The 20,960-nt window shown below is 72.9% G+C and carries 11 protein-coding genes; 10 read left to right on the forward strand and 1 reads right to left on the reverse strand.

Features of this window, described 5'->3' with window-relative positions:
* Positions 1–3: 3 nt before the first annotated feature.
* The gene (alkB, locus tag VHAB30_RS06990) at positions 4–660 is read right to left on the reverse strand and encodes a DNA oxidative demethylase AlkB (protein WP_159276301.1); all 657 of its coding nucleotides are present in this window, start codon (positions 658–660) and stop codon (positions 4–6) included.
* Between the two features lie 192 nt (positions 661–852).
* On the opposite strand from alkB, the gene VHAB30_RS06995 reads away from it, so the two are divergent.
* The 10 genes from VHAB30_RS06995 (at position 853) to VHAB30_RS07040 (ending at position 20,844) form a co-directional block, all read left to right on the forward strand.
* Entirely contained in the window at positions 853–1,512 is a 660-nt protein-coding gene (locus VHAB30_RS06995; RefSeq protein ID WP_159276302.1) for an STN domain-containing protein, read from the forward strand.
* Between the two features lie 7 nt (positions 1,513–1,519).
* Positions 1,520–2,074: an RNA polymerase sigma factor gene (locus VHAB30_RS07000; RefSeq protein WP_159276303.1), complete on the forward strand. Its 555-nt coding sequence runs from the start codon at positions 1,520–1,522 to the stop codon at positions 2,072–2,074.
* Positions 2,074–3,084, forward strand: coding sequence for a FecR family protein (locus VHAB30_RS07005; RefSeq protein WP_159276304.1), 1,011 nt, complete (start codon positions 2,074–2,076; stop codon positions 3,082–3,084). Before VHAB30_RS07000 ends, VHAB30_RS07005 begins: the two co-directional genes overlap by 1 nt.
* A gap of 140 nt (positions 3,085–3,224) precedes the next feature.
* Positions 3,225–15,734 carry a filamentous haemagglutinin family protein gene (locus VHAB30_RS07010; RefSeq protein WP_159276305.1) on the forward strand — a complete coding sequence of 4,170 codons (12,510 nt, stop codon included), beginning with the start codon at positions 3,225–3,227 and terminating at the stop codon, positions 15,732–15,734.
* A 90-nt stretch (positions 15,735–15,824) separates the two neighbouring features.
* Positions 15,825–16,571: a S1 family peptidase gene (locus VHAB30_RS07015; protein WP_159276306.1), complete on the forward strand. Its 747-nt coding sequence runs from the start codon at positions 15,825–15,827 to the stop codon at positions 16,569–16,571.
* A 32-nt stretch (positions 16,572–16,603) separates the two neighbouring features.
* Positions 16,604–17,068 (forward strand): hypothetical protein, encoded by a 465-nt coding sequence (locus VHAB30_RS07020; protein ID WP_159276307.1) that lies wholly within the window; start codon positions 16,604–16,606, stop codon positions 17,066–17,068.
* A 64-nt stretch (positions 17,069–17,132) separates the two neighbouring features.
* The gene (locus VHAB30_RS07025; RefSeq protein WP_095747650.1) at positions 17,133–18,419 is read left to right on the forward strand and encodes a trypsin-like peptidase domain-containing protein; all 1,287 of its coding nucleotides are present in this window, start codon (positions 17,133–17,135) and stop codon (positions 18,417–18,419) included.
* 107 nt (positions 18,420–18,526) lie between these two features.
* On the forward strand, positions 18,527–19,249 hold the full coding sequence (locus VHAB30_RS07030) for a TonB C-terminal domain-containing protein (protein ID WP_159276308.1): 723 nt from the start codon (positions 18,527–18,529) through the stop codon (positions 19,247–19,249).
* Between the two features lie 10 nt (positions 19,250–19,259).
* Entirely contained in the window at positions 19,260–19,805 is a 546-nt protein-coding gene (locus VHAB30_RS07035; protein WP_159276309.1) for an RNA polymerase sigma factor, read from the forward strand.
* Positions 19,806–19,878: 73 nt separating this feature from the next.
* Positions 19,879–20,844 (forward strand): FecR family protein, encoded by a 966-nt coding sequence (locus VHAB30_RS07040; protein ID WP_159276310.1) that lies wholly within the window; start codon positions 19,879–19,881, stop codon positions 20,842–20,844.
* The last annotated feature ends 116 nt before the right edge of the window (positions 20,845–20,960 follow it).

The following is a 20,960-nucleotide window of genomic DNA, read 5'->3' on the forward strand; positions in this document are numbered from 1 at the left end:
GCATCAACCGGCCTTGCGGAAGGTGAGGTTGATGCGCTGCGCGCCGAGCCGGGCCTGCAGCGGATGCGGCGCGTCCTTGAGCGGCAGCACGCCATGAAAGCGCAGCCGGTCCACGCCGCCCCACACCACCACGTCGCCGTGCACCAGCGGAATGCGGGTGGTCTTGTCGGCGCGCGCGAGCCCGCCGAACTGGAACACCGCCGGCATGCCCAGCGACACCGACACGATCGGCGCGCCATGGTCGCGCTCGTCGCGGTCCTGGTGCAGCGAGAGCCGGCTGCCCGGCTGGTAGCGGTTGACCAGGCAGGCGTCGGGCGCAAAGCCCTCGAAGCCCGCCAGCGCCGCCGCGTCGCGCGCGAGCAGCGCAAAGGCATCGGGCATCGCGGGCCAGGGCGCGCCGCTGTCGGGGTCGACCGCGCTGTAGCGGTAGCCGCGCCGGTCGCTGGTCCAGCCGAGCGCGCCGCAGTTGGTGAGCGCGACCGACATGGTGAAGCCGCCCGGCGTGACCAGGTGGCGAAACGGCGCGCGCGCCGCCACGTCGTCGATGGCGTCGAGCAGCGCGTCGGCGCGCGGCAGCGCAAAGCCCGGCAGCACGAAGGCGGCCGGGCCGATCGGCTCGCGCGCGGCGCGCGGCGGGGCGTCGAAGAGGTCGAACGTCATGGGGGCATTGTCGCCAGCGACAGGGGCGCTTCGGACTGTGGGCGGCGCCTGCAATGCATTCAAGCTGTCACAAAGCGTCACTAGCATTCCGAGCACCAAAGCAGTACGCGGCACCGGCCCGGCGCCTGCGATTCCTCCTTCGTCACAGGACCCGGCATGTCTCGCGTTGCTCGGTCACGGTGGGTGTGTGTCTTGACCCTGATCCTCGGAATTCTGTCCCTCGCGGCCGTGTCGCATGCTGGCGAACCTGCGCCTTCGCCCGATGCGGCGGGGCGCATCGCCTTCGACCTGCCGGCCCAGCCGCTGGCCACGGCCGTGCAGGTCTACGCGCAGGCGACGGGGCAGTCCGTGTTCTTCGACGGGCAGCTCACCGCCGGCCTCGAATCCGCCGCGTTGCACGGCCTGTTCACCCCGCGCGAGGCGCTGCAGCGCCTGCTGGCCGGCACGCGGCTGGCCGCACGCCACACCGACGCGCGCACCTTCACGCTGGTCGAGGCCGAGGCACCGCCGCCCGTGGTTGCGCCGGCGCCCCCCGTTCCCGCCATGTCCCCGCGCGACGCGCGCGTGGTGCAGCAGGCGCTGGAGCGCACGCTGTGCCGCTGGCCGCATGCGCGCCCCGGCACCTACCGCGCGCTCGTGCAGCTGTGGGTCGGGCCCGGCGGCCATGTGCGGCGCACGCGGCTGCTCAGTTCCACCGGCCTGGCGCAGCGCGACGCCGCGCTCGAAGCCGCGATGAACACGCTGGTGCTCGACCGTCCGCCCGAAGGCGAGGCCGACCAGCCGCTGACCGTGCTGCTGCTGCCGCGCACCGGCGACCGCCCCGACGTCTGCGACGCAGCGGTTTCTCCCTGAGCACGCCGTGGAACAGGACACCCCCGGCTTCCTGCGCAGCCTGCTGACCAGCCGCTACGTCGACTTCCGCAACCGCCTGCGCCGCCGCCTGGGCTCGGAAGAGCAGGCCGACGACGTGCTGCACGAGACCTGGCTGCGCGTGCAGCGCATGAGCGACCCCGGCCCGGTGCAAAGCCCCATGGCCTACCTGCTGCGCATCGCGTCGAACGTGGCGGAAGACCGGCGCATCTCCCACGGGCGGCTGCTCGACTTCGTCGAGGTCGAGGAGCTGCTGCATTTCTCGGACGACAGCCACGACCCGGCCCGTGTCTCGGAGGCGCGCAGCGAGGTGCAGGCGCTGGAGCGCGCGCTCGAGGAGCTGCCGCGCCGCCGCCGCGACATCTTCATCGCCTCGCGCGTGGACGAGACGCCGCATGCCGACCTGGCGCGGCGCTACGGCGTGTCGGTGCGCATCGTCGAGCGCGAAGTGAAGGCCGCGCTGGTGCATTGCGCCGGCCGTTTGGGGCGCGATGTGATCCAGCGGTTCGGTCCCGGCGCCGGAAAACAGTCTGAGAAGACATGATGGCCGCACCCCCTCCAATCGACCGCGAACGCGCCGCGCTGGAAACGCAGGCGCACGACTGGCTCGTGCGCCTGACCTCCGGCCGCGCCACCACCGGCGACGCGCAGGATTTCCGCCGCTGGTGCGCCCGCAGCCCGCAGCATGCGCAGGCCATGGCCGAGGCGACGCGCCTGTGGGACCTGACCCGGCCCGCTGCCGAAGCGGTGGCACGGCGCATGCCCGCGATGGACACACCGCCGCGCGCGGCCATCGCCGTGTCGCGCCCGCCGATGTTCGGCCGCCGCCAGTTCCTCGGCGCCGCGCTCGCGGCCGGTGCCGCCGCCTTCGTGGTGGTGCGCCCGCCGGCCGGCCTGTGGCCCGCGCTGTCCGACATGACGGCCGACTACCGCACCGGCACCGGCGAGCAGCGCCGCGTGGTGCTCGCCGATGCGGCGGCGGTGGTCGAGATGAACACGCAGACCAGCCTCAACCTCGCGCGCGGCGCCGAGGGCGAGGCGCCCGTGCTCGACATGCTCGGCGGCGAGGCGCAGGTGCAGCTCGACGCGGCGCGCCGCGCGCCCTTCACCATGACGGTGGGCGGCGCGCGCCTCGTGGCCGCGGCGGCCAGCCGCTTCAACGTGCGCGCCACCGGCGGCGAGGTGTGCGTGACCTGCTTCGCGGGCTCGGTCGAGCTGCGCGACGGTGAGCGCGTGCTGGTGGCGGGCGAGGCGCAGCAGATCCGCTACGGCGGCCGGCGCGAGGCCGAGGTGGCGCGCGCGCCCGACCTCGCGGCGGTGGCCGCCTGGCGCGAGCGCGTGCTGGTGTTCGACGACACGCCGCTGGCGGCCGTGGTCGACGAGATCAACCGCTACCGGCCGGGCCGCCTCATCGTCACGCGCGCCGAACTCGGCCGCCGCAAGGTGCAGGCGCGGCTGCGGCTGGATGAGCTGCCGCATGTCGAGACGCTGATCGCCGTGAGCTACGGCGCGAAGCTCACGTCGCTGCCCGCCGGCATCGTGCTGTTGGGCTAGCCGCGCTGTGTGACGCGGCTGTGAAAAAAGCAGTGCGTCGTCTTCGTTCGCAAATTCTCCCGAACTTTTGCAGCGCGCGTGTCGGTCGCATCCGGTGAGCCCGGTCTCTTCTCCAGAACGGTTTTTCTCTGGGGTATGACATGAGCAACAAGACATTCCGCCGCGCGCCGGTCGCGCACGCCGCCGCCCTCGCGCTGGCCATGGCGGGCCTGGCGGGCAATGCACAGGCGCAGCGCGCCTTCAGCGCCGCGTGGATGGCGCAGAAGAACGTGGCGCAGGGCACAGCTGCGGTCACGGGCTACCTGCCCAACGGCACGCCGGCCTCGATGCTGACGAACCCGCTGGCGCAGCAGCAGAAGGCCAACGAGCAGCTGCGCCAGTCGCTCGGCAACCTGGGCCTCGCGGCGCAGGCCATCGCCGCGCAGCAGGCCGCGCAGGCCGCCGCACGCGCCGCGGCGCAGAACGATCCCTCGGTGCCCGACGGCATGGCCGACGGCGGCCTGAAGGTCGACACGAATTCGCTCAGCGCCGGCTGGCTCAATGCCCGCGCGCTCAACCGCGATTCGCAGAAGCAGGTCGACGGCCGCACCGTCGTCACCGTGGAGCAGACCGGCGACAAGGCCATCCTGAACTGGGAGACCTTCAACGTCGGTCGCAACACCACGGTCGATTTCAAGCAGCAGGCCGACTGGGCGGTGCTCAACCGCGTGAACGATCCGAAGGCGCGGCCTTCGCAGATCCAGGGCCAGATCAAGGCCGACGGCACGGTGCTCATCGCCAACCGCAACGGCATCGTGTTCAGCGGCACCAGCCAGACCGACACGCGCAACCTCGTGGCCGCTGCCGCCCACATCGGCGACGACCAGTTCAAGGCGCGCGGCATCTACTCGAACGACACCGCGCCGAGCTTCACCACGCGCAAGGAAGACCAGGGCAAGGTCGAGGTGCAGGCCGGCGCACGGCTGGCGACCAAGGAGCCCGCCTCCGTCACGCAGGGCGGCGGCTACGTGCTGCTGCTGGGCAAGGAGGTGGCCAATGCCGGCGAGATCGCCGCGCGCAAGGGCCAGGCACAACTCGCCGCGGGCGACAGCTTCGTGATCCGCAAGGGCATGGGCACCGAGGCCAATGCCTTCTCGACCACGCGCGGCAACGAGATCGCACCGCAGTTCGCGGCCGACAGCACGGCGGGCACGGTGCGCAACACCGGCCTCATCGTGGCGCGCGAAGGCGACATCACGCTGGCGGGTCGCGACGTGCGCCAGGACGGCGTGGCGCTGGCCACCTCCACCGTCGCCGTGCGCGGCACGGTGCACCTGCTGAACTCGGCCGCCGACACGCGCGGCAATGTCGCTGTCGGCAAGGGCGCGGTCACGGCCGTGCTGATCGAGGACGACGGCAAGGCCAGCGCGCTCGACAGCCAGCGCGACGCGCTCATCAAGGAATCGGCCGCGCAGGACGCCGCGCGCGCGCTCGTGCCGCCCGCGCTCTTCGACAACCTCTCGCGGCTGTCGGACCGGCGCGACCAGTCGCGCATCGAGATCGTCTCGGGCGGCGACATCCGCTTCGAGGGCGAGTCGCTCACGCTGGCCACCGGCGGGCAGATCGCGGCCAGCGCCGCGCGCCGCAGCTTCGTGGCCGACAAGGCGCACCTCGATGTGTCGGGCGCGGTGGGCGTGAACGTGACGATGGAATCGAACAACGTCAAGGTCAACGTGCAGGGCAACGAGATGCGCGACGCCCCGCGCAACCGCGAGAGCGGCAAGCTCTTCAACAATGACGTGTGGATCGACCGGCGCAAGCTCGTGCGCGTGGCGCCCGGCGTGGGCGGCTACGAGGGCGAGCGCTGGTACGCGGCGGGCGGCCTGCTGGAGGTCGGCGGCTACCTGGGCAACCAGGGCCACGGCATCGGCGAATGGGCCGCGCAGGGCGGCACCGTGGTGCTGGGCGGCAGCGAGGTGGTCACGCAGGCGGGCTCGAAGGTCAACCTGTCGGGTGGTTCGCTCAACGTGCAGACCGGCAAGATCTACCAGACCTGGCTCAAGGGCAGCGACGGGCGGCTGTACAACCTGAACAGCGCGCCGTCGGACCTGCTGTACGACGGCGTCTACAAGGGCTTCGAGGCCGAGCACGTGCGCTGGGGCAAGGCGAACACCGACTATTTCTACAACCCGCTGATCGGGCCGCAGCGCAAGCTGGAGAACGGCTACACCGTCGGGCGTGACGCCGGCCGGCTGGTGGTGAGCGCGCCCACGGCGGTGCTCGAAGGCGACATCGTGGCCGAGGTGTTCAACGGCGCGCAGCAGACGCGCGCCCGCGACGCCGCGCTGGACGACGGCTACCGCCAGTCGCAGACGGCGGTGGCGCGCGGCGGCGTGCTGGCGGTGGGGCGCTACGGCGCGCTCGGTCGCATCGACCTGTTCGACACCGACGTGCGCTTCGGCGACGTGGCACCGGTCACGCAGCAGATGGCCGCGGCCGACGCACTGGCCGACGAGCGCATCGGCACGCTGTGGCTCGACGCGGCGCACCTGAATGCGCAGCGCCTGTCGGTGCTGGACATCGGCACGCGCGGCAGCATCAACATCGAGAAGGCGCTCACGCTGGCCGACGGCGGACGCATGGCCCTGCTCGGCGCGTTCATCGACATCGGCGCCGACGTCACGGTGCGCGGCGGCGCGCTGGAAGCCGGCAATGTCTTCATGTCGCCGGTGGCGGGCGCCCAGCCGCGCGTGCTGGCGAAGGACGCCGATTCGTCGCTCACCGTGCGCGACGGCGTCACGCTCGACCTGCGCGGGCGTCGCGTCGACATCGGCACGGCGCCTGAGGACTCGGCCACGCTCGCGGTCATCGACGGCGGCACGGTGCGCCTCGAATCGACGCACGGCGTGACGATCGGGCAGGGCAGCCTGATCGACGTGTCGTCGGGCGCGGCGCTGCTGGCCAAGGGCAAGCAGAAGGGCGGCAAGGGCGGCAACGTGACGCTGGTGGCCGACTCGGCCGCGTCGCCCACCGATGCGAAGGGGCGCCTGTCGCTCGGCGGCGAGATCCGCGGCCATGGCGTGACCGGCGGCGGCACGCTGAAGATCGAAACGGGCCACGCGCTGCTCATCGGCCCCGACCCGGCGCTGTCGGACGCGACGCAGCTCGTGCTCGACGCGTCGCGCCTGCAGTCGGGCTTTTCCACCTACGACTTCAACGGCCACGCGGGCCTCACGGTCGCGCCGGGCGCGCAGCTCGACGTGCTCATGCCGGTCTACCGCATCGCGCCCGGGGCCGGTGCCGACCATGAAGCCGGCATCGCATTGCAACTGTGGACGCCGCCGCTGCTGCAGCAGGACACGGTGAACCGCCAGGCCGTGCAGCGCCAGGGCGCCGACCTCGTGCTGCGTTCGCAGCGCCGCATCACCGAAGGCGGCAACCTCGCCATCGGCGCGGGCGCGGTGGTGACGGTCGATCCGGGCCGCTCGATCCAGCTGCTCGGCGGCGGCCTGAGCAGCTTCGTGGTCGATGGCCGGCTCAACGCCTGGGGCGGGCGCATCGCCATCGACATCGAGGCGCCGGCCTTCAACTCGCCGCTGAGCACGTCGCTGCAGCCGCACAACCGCTCGGTGTGGATCGGCGAGGGCGCGGTGCTCGACGTGGCGGCGCGCGCGCAGACCGGCATCGACGACGACGGCCGCCGCTACGGCACGGTGCGCAACGGCGGCACCATCTCCATCGGCGGTGGGCTCGACTGGGAAGCCAAGGGCGCGGCCAACGCACCCGACCTCGCGATCGTCATCCGCCCCGGCGCGCTGCTCGATGCCTCCGGCAGCCATGCGCGCATCGACGTGCCGGCCGTGGGCGGCCTGTGGCGCGAACTCGACGTGGCCAGCGACGGCGGCAGCATCGTGCTCAAGTCGGCGCACAGCCTGTACCTGGACGGCACGCTGCGCGCCCACGCGGGCGGCGCGAATGCGGCGGGCGGCACGCTCGCGGTGGCGCTCGAGGCGCCGGTGTTCTCGAAGATCTACACCGTCGACGACGCGGTGCGGCAGGCGCGCGAGCTGGTGATCTCGCAGGCGCAGCAGCCCAGCGGATTGCCGGCCACCCTCAAGCCGGGCCATGCCGATGCGGCACTGGCCTACGGCAAGGGGCGCCTGAGCGCGGACCAGGTGCGCGACGGCGGCTTCGGCAACCTCTCGCTGCTGGTCAACGGCCTGCTGAGCTTCGACGGCGACGTCGACCTCACGACCGCGCAGAGCCTGCGCCTGTACGCCGGCAGCTTCGCGTTGGCCGACAGCGCGGCCACCGATTCGAGCGTACGGCTCGCCTCGTCCTACCTGCGGCTGGCCGGCGTGACCGGTGCGCCCAAGCAGGACAACGAGGTGATCTACACCACCACCTGGCGCCACGGCGCATCGACCCGCGCGAGCGAGGCCACCTTCACGGCCGAGGCCGACCTGATCGACATCCGCGACCGCGTGGGCTTCGGCGCGCACGGCGAGATCGCCATGAAGACCGGCCCCGCACAGGTGGTGGACCGCCGCGGCTTCGACGCCGTGCACATGACCAGCCGCGGCGACCTGCGCCTGCTGGGCGGCACGCCCACGCTCGGCCTGCTCGGCGCGACCACGACCGAGCTGGCGACGCTGGGCGACCTCACGCTCACCGCCGCGCAGATCTACCCCGCCACCGGCGCCAACGCGCAGATCCGCGCGGGCTACGACGAGGGCCGCGTGCTCGACATCCGCCGCCAGGTCGAGGGCGACGTGGCCATGCCGCAGTCGGCATTCGGCACGCTCGCGCTCGGCGGCGGCACGGTGCGCCAGGGCGGCATCGTGCGCGCGCCGCTGGGCAACCTGATCGTGGGGCAGGACGGGCGCAGCACCTTCGAGGCGCGCGCCAGCGTGGTCGACCTGCTGCCGGGCAGCATCACCTCGGTCAGCGGCGCAGGGCTGCTCATGCCCTATGGCGGCACGACCGACGGCATCGGCTACAGCGTGGCCGGCGCGCCCATCGACAAGCGCGCCATCGGCAGCAGCGGCATCCTGCTCACCGGCGACAGCGTGGTCGGGCACCAGGGTGCGCTGCTCGACCTGTCGGGCGGCGGCGAGCTCACGGGCGCGGGCTTCGTGAGCGGTCGCGGCGGTTCGGTGGACGTGCTGCGCACGCCGCTGGCCAATGCCAATCCGGCCAACACCTTCAGCAAGGCGGGCAACGGCGTGTACGCCATCGTGCCGGGCTTCCAGGGCGGCTACGCGCCGGTGTCGCCGGACGCGGGCGCAGGCGAGCCGGCCATCGGCCGGCAGGTCACGCTCGATCACGACGTGGGCGGGCTCAAGGCCGGCACCTACACGCTGCTGCCTTCGACCTACGCGCTGCTGCCCGGTGCCTTCCGCGTGGAAGTGGGGGCGCAAGGCGCGCTGCCCGCGACGCCGCTGCCGGCCGGCTACGGCTCGTACGTGGCGAGCGGCTACCTCGGCGTGGCGAACACGGCGGTGAAGTCGTCGCTGGCCAGCCAGCTGGTCGTCACGCCGGCGGCGCTGGTGAAGCAGCACGCCAGCTACAACGAGATGGGCTACGACGCCTTCGTGGTGGCCGACGCGGCACGCCGCGGCGGCGTGCGCGGCGAGATCGCGGCCGATGCCCGCAACCTGCTGCTGGACTACTTCTATTCCAAGCCGAAGGACGGCGTGTCGATGCTGCAGTTCGACGGCCAGGCGCTGTTCAACCCGGCGGCCGGCAGCGCGGGCTTCGGCGGCACGTTGTCGGCGAAGGGCATCGCCATCGAGGTGACGGCGCCGGGCGCGCAGCGCACGGCCGGGTTCACGGGCGCGTCGCTGCAGGCCGACCAGCTCAACGCCTTCGGCGCGCCACGGATGATCCTGGGCGGCCAGATCGATCTGCCGTATGCCGACAACTACGCGACCTTCAAGTCGAACACCGGCCATGTCGTCGTGCGGAGCGGCGCGACCTTGCGCGGCGCCGAAATCTTCCTCGTGGCCGGCGGCTACGGCGACGGCATCCAGGTGGAGCAGGGCGCGTCGCTGAACACGCTGGGCGCCGGTGCGCCGGCCTACGATTCCACCGACGGCGTGGTGTTCTCGGCGGGCTTGGGCGGGGTGCTGGGCCTGTCGAACGGCTGGATCAACCTGCTGCCGCCCGTCGCCGGGGGGATACCCGCCACGGTCCAGATCGGCGCGTGCGCGAGCGGCGCCTGCACCGGCCACACCACGCTGTACGGCGAGGGCACGCTGGCCGTGGCCACGAACCGCTCGTTCACGATGGCCGACAACGTGCGCTACGGCGCGAAGAACCTGTTGCTGGCGGTGTCCTCGGTCAACCTGGGCAGCGACGCGGCGCTGCAGCAGGCGGCGGCCAACGGCCAGCTGCCGTCGGGCCTGTCGATGAACCAGGTCATCCTGGCGAACCTGCTGGCCGGCAACAAGGGCGAGGGCGTGCCCGCGGTCGAGACGCTGGTGCTGAACGCGCGCGAGTCGGTGAACATCTACGGCGCGGTGTCGCTGGACACGCTTGACCCCGCCACCGGCGTGTCGTCGATCGAGCGGCTGGTGCTGGGCACGCCCGCCATCTACGGCTACGGCGGCGCGGGCGACACCGCGAAGATCACGACCGGCGAATTCATCTGGACCGGCCTCACGCCGCGCCCGCCCGGCAACGACGAGATCTTTCCCGGTGGGAACGCACCGGGTGGCGCCATCGGCAGCCTGCTGGGCCACGGCACGCTCGACGTGTCGGCCGCGCGCATCGTGCTGGGCCACGCGCCCAACACGCAACCCGACGCGGGCTACTCGGCGGACCGGCTCGCGCTGGGCTTCGGCACGGTCAACCTGAACGCGAGCGAGCGCATCACCGCCAACGGCAAGGGCACGCTGGGCGTGTACCACCAGCAGGGCGCGTACGTGACGGGCAAGGGCTACGACCACACGGGCGGCCAGCTGAACCTGCGCACCCCGCTGCTCACCGGCGAGGCCGGCTCGAACAACCGCATCACGGCGGGCGGCGACATCGTGGTGAGCGCTCCGGCGGGCGCGCAGCCGGCCGGCGATGCGGCGCTGGGCGCGCAGCTGGCGCTCACCGGCCGCAACATCACCATCGACGGCACGGTCGGCCTGCCCTCGGGCAAGCTGCAGCTCACGGCCAGCGGCGACGTGACGCTGGGCGCCGCGTCGCGCATCGACCTCGCGGGCCGCGCCGTGAAGTTCTTCGAGCAGACGCGCTACAGCCGCGGCGGCGACCTGGAGGTGACGAGCACGGCCGGCAACATCGCGCAGGCGGCGGGCTCGGTGATCGACCTGTCGGCCACGCACAACCGCGGCGGCACGCTGCAGGCGACGGCGCTGGGCGCCGGCGCGGGCCGCATCGACCTGGGCGGGCGCATCCTCGGCACCGCGAGCGGCACGTACGACGCGGGCGGCACCATCGTGCCCTACGACGCGGCCGAGATCAGCGTGCGCGGCCAGACCGTGGCCGACTTCGCGGGCCTGAACACGCGCCTGAACGAAGGCGGCGTGACCGGCGCACGCCGCTTCCAGATCAAGCAGGGCGACCTCGCCATCGGCGACGAAGTGAAGGCGCGCGTGGTCGAGGTCACGCTCGACGGCGGCAGCCTCACGGTGAACGGCCGCATCGACGCCAGCGGCTTCCAGGTGGGCGCGATCCGCCTCGCGGCCAAGGGCGACCTCACGGTGAATGGCACGCTCGACGCGCACGCCACCGGCCTGCGCGTGGACAGCTACGGCAAGATCATCGACAGCCCGAACCGCGCCATCGTCGACCTCACGAGCACGCACGGCACGCTGACGCTGGGCGGCGGCGCGGCCGTCGACCTGCGTGCCGGCACGGCCGTGGGCGCGGCGCAAGGCAACGACGGCATCGCGCGCGGCACGCTCGCGCTGAACGCGCCGCGGCGCGGCGACAACGACGTGGCGGTGAACGTCGACGGCACGCCCGCGATCCAGGGCGCGAAGACCATCGCGGTCAACGCCTTCCGCACCTACAGCGACGCACCGCTGGCGAGCGCGCCCGACGTCACGGGCCACGTGCCGCAGCTCATCACGCAGAAGTACCTCGACGAGATCGACGGCCACAGCAGCGCCTTCATCGACAAGGCGCTGGCCAACACCTCGCTGTCGGCGCGCCTGGCGGGCCTGGGCAGCTACCACCTGCGCCCCGGCGTGGAAATCGTCAGCAGCACCGGCGAGGGCGACCTCAGCGTGGTCGGCGACATCGACCTCTCGGGCTACCGCTATGGCCCGGGCGCGAACCGCAACGACCCGGCGCGGCGCGGCTTCGGCGAGCCCGGCGTGCTGGTGATCCGCGCGGGCGGCAACCTCAACGTGTACGGCAGCATCAACGACGGCTTCGCGCCGCCGCCGGCCACGCCCGACGACAAGGGCTGGTACCTCACCGAGCAGCGCACGAAGTTCGGCACGCCGTTCACGCCCGACGGCGGCGACATCGTCGTGCCGATTGACGGCGTGGTGCTCGACAAGGGCACCGTGTTCCCGAAGGACGCGCTGCTCAACTACGACGTGCCCGCCGAAGCCATGGCGCTGCCGGCCGGCACGGTGCTGCCGGTAACCGTGACGCTGGGCGCGGCCTACACGCTGCCCGCCGGCACGGTGCTGCGTGCCAACGTCTACAACGCCGACGGCAGCGTGCGCCTGAAGGCCGGCACGGTGCTGGGCGAGGCCGTGGTGCTGGACAGCGGCATGAAGCTGGGCGCGGGCACCGCGCTGCGCGCCGAGGCCAGCGTGCAGGCGATGGTGTGGCCCAAGGGCGTGCGCCTGCCGGTCGCGATGAAGGCCGACGGCACCATCGCGCTGGCGCGCGGCGCGGTGATTCCGTCGCTGACCGACGTGCAGCTGCCGAACGACGCGGCCGTCAACCTGCGGCCCGAAGTCGACGGCGTGCAGGGCCGCAACTGGGCCGTGGCGCCGATGCTGGGGCAGGGCGCGACGAGCTGGAGCCTGCAGCTCACGGCCGGCGCCGACCTGGACTCGGCCGACCGCCGCGCGGTCGATCCGGCCAAGCACGGCGCGCTCATCCTGGCCGACAGCCACGCGATGTACAACGTCAAGCTCACGCCGGGCGGTAGCGGCTTCCTGTGGGGTCCGAACGGGCCCATGTGGGGCCACGACGAGGGAACGCCGATGGACCCGCTGGATTTCGAGGCGGGCTACTGCGACTGGGGTGGTGAGGGCACCTGCGTGGTCGACCCGGCGCGCCTTTCCTACTTCTGGGGCCCCAACGGCGACGACTGGGACCCGAGCTTCGTCGAGGGCACGCCGGTGCTGCCCGAATACGTCACCATCTGCGAGTGGGGGCCGGGCATCTGCACGACGGTCATCAACCCCGTCAAGGACGTCACCAAGTACACGCCGCTGTCGCCGATGTTCAGCGTGCTGCGCACCGGCACGGGCGACCTGGGCCTGGCGGCGGCGGGCAACTTCGTCATGGAGTCGCCGTTCGGCGTCTACACGGCCGGCACGCGCTCGGCGCCGCTGCTCGACGCCAACGGGCTCGACCCCTTCAACCTCGCACGCGGCAAGGCCGTCGGCGGCTCGGTGATCGGCCCGCAGACGGCGGACTACAGCGCCGCGCTCGCGGCCTACCAGGCCTGGTACCCCGAGCAGGGCGGCAACCTCGACATCACGGTGGGCGGCAACGTCGTCGGCGACGTCTGGGGTCATTTCGGGGGCGAGCGCGGACAGGCGCCGAGCGCCGCGGTGGGCAACTGGCTGTGGCGCCAGGGCTCGGGCACGGCCCTGGCCGGCAGCGACCGCATCGCGACGTCGTGGTGGATCAACTTCGGCACCTACGCACTGCCGGCCGGTGCGCAGGTCAGCACCGACAGCAGCCCCGAGCCCTTCCTGGTGGGCTTCACCGGCATGGGCACGCTGGGCGGCGGCAACCTCACGCTGCGCGCGGGCGGCGACGCGGGCCTCACCACGCGGCTGGGCAACGGCCAGGTCTGGCAGCGCAGCGAGGCCATCGTGGCGGCGGTCGGCAGCACGGGCCGTGTCGATGCGAACGGGCAACTGACGCTCACCGGCGGCGGCGACCTGCAGCTGCGCATCGGCGGCGTGGTCAATCCGAACCTGGCCGCGGCGCAGTACGGCAGCTCTGGCACCAATACGCAGTACCAGGACCTCAACGGCGCCCTGGTCAACCTGCGCGGCGCGGCCACCGTGTCGGCCTCCGCCATCGGCGGCGTCGAGGTGCGCTACCGCAAGTACGCGTTCTCGCTGCCGGGCCAGGAGGGCGATGTGAAGGACACGCGCCCCATCGACCCCTTCACCCCGACCATCGGCGTCGGCAATGCCGGCATCGTGCTCGTGCCGGGCGATTCGGCGATGTACCTGGACACGCCGGGCGACCTGGTGCTCACCAGCGTGGCCGATGCGGGCCGCGCGCGGGTGCCGAACAGCTCGGCATTCAAGTTCGGCGGCACCGAGTACGGCATCGGCCAGGGCTGGTTCACGCTGTGGACCGACCGCACCGCGATCAACCTGTTCAGCGCGGGCGGCAACCTCACGCCCGGCACCGACCTGGCGAACCGGGAGGCCGCCGGCCGGTACCTGGGCAGCATCAACATGAGCGACAACGTCACGGTCTACCCGTCGATCCTGCGCGCGACGGCGGCCTCGGGCAGCCTGTATTTCGGCTTCTCGGCCACGCCCGCCACGCAGGCGCCCGGCCGCGCGCTGGTGCTCGCGCCGTCGCCATCAGGGGCGCTCGAGTTCCTGGCGGGCAACTCGCTGTTCGGCGGCGGCTATCCGGTGGGGATGTCGGGCGCGGTCACGCCGCTGCCCACGCCCTGGGCGCCCGCCTTCGTGGGCTACAACTCGCGCCAGCAGCCGGTGGTCTACAACACCAGCCCGGAGGGCTCGATGGTCGGATCGCCCGGCGTGCCGAACTACGGGGTGGTCGACAACCACCCTCTGTTCGCCTTCGGACCGGACACGCTGGGCGCCCGCGCGCTGCACCCGGCCGATGCGCCGCCCTCGCTGTTCTATGCCGTGCGCGGCGACATCCTGGGCCTGGCCAGCGGCACGGCGCGCAAGGTGCAGGCCAGCGGCGAGCCCGCGCCCGAGACCTGGTACCGCTCGGCCGCGCCGGCGCGCATCCGCGCGGGGCGCGACATCGTCGGCACCGAGGCGCTGATCGTGAACAACGACCCGCGCGACGTGTCGCTGGTGCAGGCCGGGCGCGACATCCTGTACGCGAACCTGCAGGTGGCGGGCCCCGGCACGCTGGAGGTGTCGGCCGGCCGCCACATCACGCAGGACGACCGCGCCAGCGTGGTGAGTCGCGGCGCACTGGCCGAGGGCGACACGCGCCCCGGCGCGAGCATCGCGATGATGGCCGGCATGGGCCCGATGGGCGTGGGCGGGCCGGACTTCTCGGCCATCGCCGACCGCTACCTCGACCCCGCGAAGCGCGCCGAGTCGGGCCCCGGCCAGTCGCTGGCGAGCCAGCCGGGCCGCGTGGTGAAGACCTACGACGCCGAGCTGGCCGCATGGCTCAAGGAACGCTACGGCTTCGTCGCCACCAGCGCCGACGCGAAGGACCCGGGCAGCGCGCTCGCGTATTTCAAGGCGCTGGCGCCCGAGCAGCAGCGCGTGTTCCTGCGCGGCGTGTACTTCGCCGAGCTGCGTGCGGGCGGGCGTGAGTACAACGACGTGGACGGCCCGCGCTACGGCAGTTACCTGCGCGGGCGCGGCATGATCGCCACGCTGTTCCCCGACCTCGACGCGGCGGGCCAGGAGATCGTGCGCACCGGCGACATCATCCTGTACGGTCCCTCGGGCGTGCACACCGACTTCGGCGGCGACATCCAGATGCTCGCGCCGGGCGGGCAGATCGTGGTGGGCGTGCAGGGCGCGGTGCCGCCGGGCAGCGCGGGCGTGATCACGCAGGGCATGGGCCACATCCAGCTGTTCAGCGAAGGCAGCCTGCTGCTGGGCCTGTCGCGCGTGATGACCACCTTCGGCGGCGACGTGCTGGCCTGGTCGGAGCAGGGCGACATCAACGCCGGCCGGGGCTCCAAGACCACGCTGGTCTACACGCCGCCCAAGCGCGTGTACGACAACATCGGCAACGTGAAGCTGTCGTCGCAGGTGCCCAGTTCGGGCGCCGGCCTGGCCACCTTGGCGCCCATCGCCGAAGTGCCGGCGGGCGACATGGACCTGATCGCGCCGCTGGGCACCATCGACGCGGGCGAGGCCGGCATCCGCGTGTCGGGCAACGTGAACCTCGCGGCCCTGCAGGTGGTGAACGCGGCCAACATCCAGGTCAAGGGCGAGTCGGCCGGTCTGCCGGTGGTGGCCTCGGTGAACGTGGGCGCGCTCACCAACGCCAGCGCGGCGGCCTCGCAGGCCGTGGGCGCGGCGCAGGAGGCGATGCAGCGCGAACGCGCGGCGGCGCGCCAGGCGCTGCCGTCGGTGTTCTCGGTGCGCGTGCTGGGCTTCGGCAACGAGGCCGCCGACGGCGCCGCCGCGCCGGCCGACGCGGGCCGCGCCACGGCGCGCCCGGTGGGCTACGACGCGCACAGCCCGGTGCAGGTGCTGGGGCGCGGGCCGCTGGGCGATGCGCAGAAGACGAAGCTCACGGCGCAGGAGCGGCGTCTGCTGGGACAGTGAGGAGGAAGGGCGGCAGATGAAATTTTTGTGACAAACGACATTCCGGGGCGCGCAGTTCCGTCTTTGTCTCAGAGCTTTCGTGACTGTCCGATGCCCCCTCTGCTGTTGTCTTCTGCCGGCCCCCGCCCGTGGGCGTCGTTCCTGCTGGCCACGGCGTTCGCCGCCCTGGCCGGCGCGGCCCATGGCACGCCGCCCGAGGCCAATGCCAGCGGCGTGTTCCTCAACGCCGCCGGCGACGTGCTGACCGCGCGCCATGCGGTGGCGGACTGCCGCTCGCTTTTCGCCCTCAAGGACGCGCAGGTGGCGCAGGCCCGGGTGATCGCCGAGAGCGCCGAACTCGACGTCGCGGTGCTGCGCACCACCCTCACGCCTTACCTGCACGCCACGCTCGCGGCGGACGCGCGCGCGCCGGCCCCGGGCAGCGTGGGCGTGTTCACCGAGGCCTACGCGGTGCTGCAGCGCATGCCCGATCGCGCGGCGTTGCTCAGCAACGCCATGACCGTGCCTGGCGTGGAAGGCCTGCAGTTGCTGTCGGGCGTGCAACCCGGCGCCAGCGGCAGCGCGGTGCTGGGCGCCGACGGCCTGTTGCTCGGCGTGGTGGTCGAGCGTGTCGCCGCTGCGCCGCATGCGTCGGGCATGGTGCTCAGCCGTGCGGCATCGGCCGCGGGCGTGGCGGGCGGCGTGACGCGGGTGCGTGCGGTGCCGGCGGCGCGCCTGCGCGACTTCCTGGACGCCCACGGCATCGCCTACACGCACAGCCGCGAACCGCAGCTCGGCCCCCAGCAGTCGCCCGCCGCGCGGGCCTCGACCCTGTCGGTCGGCGTGCTGTGCGGGTGAGCGTCCTTCTTCGACTTTTCATTGGAACTCCCATGACCTTTTCTTTCGGCAAAACCCTCGGCTGGCGCCGCCTGCGCCTGGCGCTCGGCGGGCTCGGCCTCGGGCTGTCCGCCGCCGCCGCGCCCCTGGGCGCATCGGCGCAGGCCCAGCCGCAGGTGCCGCAGCACTGGATCAGCTACGCCAACCTCGCCAGCAACCAGCTGCAGTCGTCGCTCAGCGACCCGGCCAGCGACACCGTGGTGCGCCTGCACACGTGGATGCAGGAGCGCATGCTGAAAGAAGGCCAGCCCGTGCCGCCCGCGCCGGTGGTGGTGCGCGTGTGGGTCGCGGGCAGCGGCAAGGTCGAGCGCGTGGCCTTCGATTCGCTGGGCGATGCGCAGGCCGACACCGACCTGCGCGCGCTGCTCACCGCGCAGCCGCTGGCCGAGCCGCCGCCGCGCGACATGCGCCAGCCGATGGTGCTGCAACTCACGCTGAGCTTTGTCGCGCGCACCTGACCGATCGCGGCGCCTTTGCGTGGCGCTGCTGGGCCTTGCGGCTGCAGTACCGCTGCACGCCGCCATGCCCTGGCCCGTGCCGGGGCTTGCGGCACTGGTGAAGGCCTTCGGGCCGGCCGTGGTCCACATCGGCGTGGAGCGGCCGTCGGTGCCGGCGCGCCGCTTCAGCGACCGCTGGCTGCTGCGCGCGCCGCCGGCCGAGGCCGACGAAAGCAGCCTGGGCAGCGGCTTCCTCGTGAGCGCCGACGGGCTCATATTGACCAACGCGCACGTGGTCGCGCACGGCACGCAGATCCGCGTGAAGCTGCCCGACCGGCGCGAGTTCCGGGCGCGGCTCATCGGCCTCGACGCACTGGCCGACGTGGCCTTGCTGAAGATCGACGCGACCGGCTTGCCCACGGTGCGCATCGGCGACCCGGCGGACGTGGAGCCCGGCGACGGCGTGGCCGCCATCGGCTCGCCCTACGGTTTCGGCAACTCGGTGACGGCCGGCATCGTCAGCGCCAAGGGGCGGCTGCTGCCGGGCGCGGAGTCGATGCAGTTCCTGCAGACCGACGTGCCGATCAACCCCGGCAATTCGGGCGGGCCGCTGTTCAACCTGCGCGGCGAGGTGATCGGCATCAACTCGCGCATCTACAGCCGCAGCGGCGGCTACCAGGGGCTGTCGTTCGCCATTCCCATCGACGCCGCCATGCGCATCAAGGACCAGCTGCTGGCCACCGGCACCGTCACGCGCGGGCGCATCGGCGTGTCCGTGCAGGAGGTGGGGCAGGCGCTGGCCGACACCTTCCGCCTGCCGCGCCCGGCCGGCGCGCTGGTGACCGACGTGGAGCCGCGCGGCGCGGCGGCGCGCGGCGGGCTGAAGACCGGCGACGTGATCCTGTCGGTGCAGGGCCGCGAGGTGGTGCAGGCGGCCGACGCGCTGGGCTTCATCGCCGAGCAGGTGCCGGGGCAGCGCGCGCGCCTCATGGTGTGGCGCGACCGCGCCGAGCACGTGGTCGAGGTGAAGGTGGAGGGCTACGACACGCCGCGCCTGCAAGGCGATGCGGCGGCGGCGGCCTCGGTGCCTTCGCGCCTGGGCTTCGCGGTGCGCCCGCTGGCGCCGGCCGAGCGGCAGTTCCTGCGCGTGGAGGGCGGGCTGCTGGTGCAGCGCGTGAACGTGGCGGCGTCGCGCGCGGGCGTGCAGCCGGGCGACGTCATCCTGGCGCTCAACGGCCAGCCGATCGACAGCGCCGAAGCCCTGGCCCAGGCGCTGGAAGGGGCCGACGGCACGGCGGCGTTGCTGGTGCAGCGCGCGGGGGCGCGGATCTTCGTGCCGATCTGCGCGCAGGCCGGGTCGCCGAAGTGCTGAGAAGGCCTCGCGCTGACCGGCCAAGTCATCCGAACGTCATGCAGCGAACCTAGCATCCGCTTCGACATGCCCCCCGGGCCGTGGCTTTCGCCGGGCGTATCGAACTCATGCGGCATGCACCTCCTTCCTTTCCTCTCGTCTCCCTGGCCGGCATCGCGCTGGTCGCCTGCATGACCGGGCCGTGGATGAGCGCCCGCGCGCAGTCCGACGCGGCGCCGCTTCGGCCGCAGGCCGCGCGCATCGCCTTCGACATCGCGGCCCAGCCGCTGGCCGCCGCGCTGGAGCAGTACGGCCGCGCGACCGGACTGCCCGTGTTCTTCGATGCCGAACGCGTGGCCGGACGTCACGCCGCGCCCGTGCACGGCCTGTTCGATGCGCAGGCCGCCCTCGATGCGCTGCTCGCGGGCACGGGCCTGGTCGCCGACGACGCCGGCGTGGGGGCCACGACCGCCTTCGTGCTCCGACTCGCTCCGGCAGTGCCCGCGCCGGCACGCCCGGCTGATGCGGTGCAGGCCGCGCCCGCCACCCCGCACCGCGGCTACGACGGGCTGGTCCAGACCCGCGTCTGGGAAGCCCTGTGCGCCCACCCGCGCGCAGCACCGGGCGGCTACCGCGCCGCGATGCGCTTCGTGATCGACGGCACCGGCCGCATCGCCCATGCCTTCCTGCTGCACACCAGCGGCGAGCGCGCGCGCGACGACGCCATCCTCGACACGCTGCGTCAGCTGCGCATCGACCGCGCGCCGCCGCCGGACATGGCGCAGCCGCTCACGATGCTGATCCTGCCGCGCTCGCAGACGCCCGGGCTCGAGTGCCCGGTGCGCCACTGACGCCACCGCCATGCCCGAGAACGCGCTGCCCGCGTTGCGCGACTTCCTGGTCGCGCGCTACGACGAGCTCAAGCAGCGGCTTGCGCGGCGGCTGGGCAATGCCGAGCGCGCCGGCGATGCGCTGCAGGACACCTGGCTGCGCCTGGAAAGCCGCGACGACATCGACGGCGTGCACGACCCCGCCGCCTACCTGCTGCGCGTGGCCGTCAACCTGGCCTACGACCAGGTCGCGAAGCAGGGGCGCCTGGCCACGTCCGACGAGATCGAGGCGCTGCTCGACGAAACGCCCGACCCCGCGCCGGGGCCCGCGCAGATCGCGCAGGACCGCGCGGAGCTGGCCGCGCTGCGCGCGCTCATCGAGCGGCTGCCGCCACGGCGCCGGCAGGTGCTGGTGATGGTGCGCTGGCAGCACCTGCCGCAGCGCGAGGTGGCGGCGCGGCTCGGCATCTCGCTGCGCACGGTGGAGAAGGAACTCAAGGAGGCGCATGACCACATCGCCGCCCGCATGGGCCGCGCGGACCACATGCCGCAAGGGAGGGAGCCGCATGAAAAATAAAGTGCGGTTCACCGCGTCGAGAGCCGTCTCATGGGTATGCGACATCTTTCAGCGCGCACGGGTTGAAGCCCCGATGACCCCGCCCGATGCACACGCCCAGGCCTTGCGCGAAGCGCAGGCCTGGCTGCGCCGGCTGTCGTCCGGCGCGGCCACGCAGCACGACGTCGAGGGCTTTCGCCGCTGGCGCGATGGCAACCCGCTGCACCAGCCCGCGCTGGCGCAGGCCCGACGCCTGTGGCAGGCGCTCGACCCGGCCATCGGCGGCATGCCGGCCGAAGTCCAGCGAGCTCCCGTGTTGTGGGCGCGGCCGGTGGCAGCGCGCCGCGCGTTCCTTGGCGCGGCGATGGGTGCGGCTGGCGCCGCGGGCGTGGCGGTGGTCTCTCCGCCGCTGGGCCTGTGGCCGTCGCTCGGCGAGTGGAACGCCGACTACCGCACGGCCACCGGCGAGCAGCGCGCGGTGCAGGTGGCCGAGGGCGTGGACTTGGTGCTCAACACGCAGACCAGCGTGCAGCGCCGCAGCGTCGAAGGTCGCGTCGTCGGCATCGACCTGATCGCGGGCGAGGCGGCCCTCGACCTGGTGGCCGGGCCGCAACCCTTCGGCATCGTGGCGGGCGCGGCCCGCAGCGAGGCGCAGGCCGGCCGCTTCGAGGTGCGCTACCTCGCGGGCCGGGGCTGCGTGACCTGCCTCGAAGGGCGCGTGCGCGTCACGCACGCGAGGGGCACGCGCGACCTGCAGGCCGGCGAGCAGGTGCTGTACGACGCGGGTTCGCTCGGGCCGGTGGCGGCTGTGGCCACCCGCGAAGCCTCGGCCTGGCGCAGCGGCGTGCTGGTGTTCCGGCAGACGCCGCTGGCGCACGTGATCGAGGAGATCAACCGCTACCGGCCTGGCCGCGTGGTGTTGCTGGCGCAGCGCCTGGCCGGGCGCGAAGTCAGCGGGCGTTTCGCCATCGCCTCGCTCGACACGGTGCTGGTGCAGATCCAGCGCTCGTACGATCTCGAGGCGCGTGCGCTGCCGGGCGGCGTGCTGCTGCTTAGCTGATGAATGTGACAGCCTGATTGGCCCTCGCGTGCGCTCAGGATTGGTCCAGAAACTTAGCGGTTTTGTTTGCGTCTGTCGGTCTGTCCAGTAAGGGGCACGGATTACGTGCCGGTGCA

It is taken from the genome of Variovorax boronicumulans, from assembly GCF_009811375.1.
In the GTDB taxonomy this organism is placed as follows: Bacteria; Pseudomonadota; Gammaproteobacteria; order Burkholderiales; family Burkholderiaceae_C; genus Variovorax; species Variovorax boronicumulans.

Bases quoted from the DNA above. Each gene is read 5' to 3' on its own strand.
- alkB (WP_159276301.1), bottom strand. From the start codon at position 660: ATGACGTTCGACCTCTTCGACGCCCCGCCGCGCGCCGCGCGCGAGCCG.
- VHAB30_RS07005 (WP_159276304.1), top strand. From the start codon at position 2,074: ATGGCCGCACCCCCTCCAATCGACCGCGAACGCGCCGCGCTGGAAACG.
- VHAB30_RS07010 (WP_159276305.1), top strand. From the start codon at position 3,225: ATGAGCAACAAGACATTCCGCCGCGCGCCGGTCGCGCACGCCGCCGCC.
- VHAB30_RS07015 (WP_159276306.1), top strand. From the start codon at position 15,825: ATGCCCCCTCTGCTGTTGTCTTCTGCCGGCCCCCGCCCGTGGGCGTCG.
- VHAB30_RS07020 (WP_159276307.1), top strand. From the start codon at position 16,604: ATGACCTTTTCTTTCGGCAAAACCCTCGGCTGGCGCCGCCTGCGCCTG.
- VHAB30_RS07025 (WP_095747650.1), top strand. From the start codon at position 17,133: ATGCCCTGGCCCGTGCCGGGGCTTGCGGCACTGGTGAAGGCCTTCGGG.
- VHAB30_RS07030 (WP_159276308.1), top strand. From the start codon at position 18,527: ATGCGGCATGCACCTCCTTCCTTTCCTCTCGTCTCCCTGGCCGGCATC.
- VHAB30_RS07035 (WP_159276309.1), top strand. From the start codon at position 19,260: ATGCCCGAGAACGCGCTGCCCGCGTTGCGCGACTTCCTGGTCGCGCGC.
- VHAB30_RS07040 (WP_159276310.1), top strand. From the start codon at position 19,879: ATGACCCCGCCCGATGCACACGCCCAGGCCTTGCGCGAAGCGCAGGCC.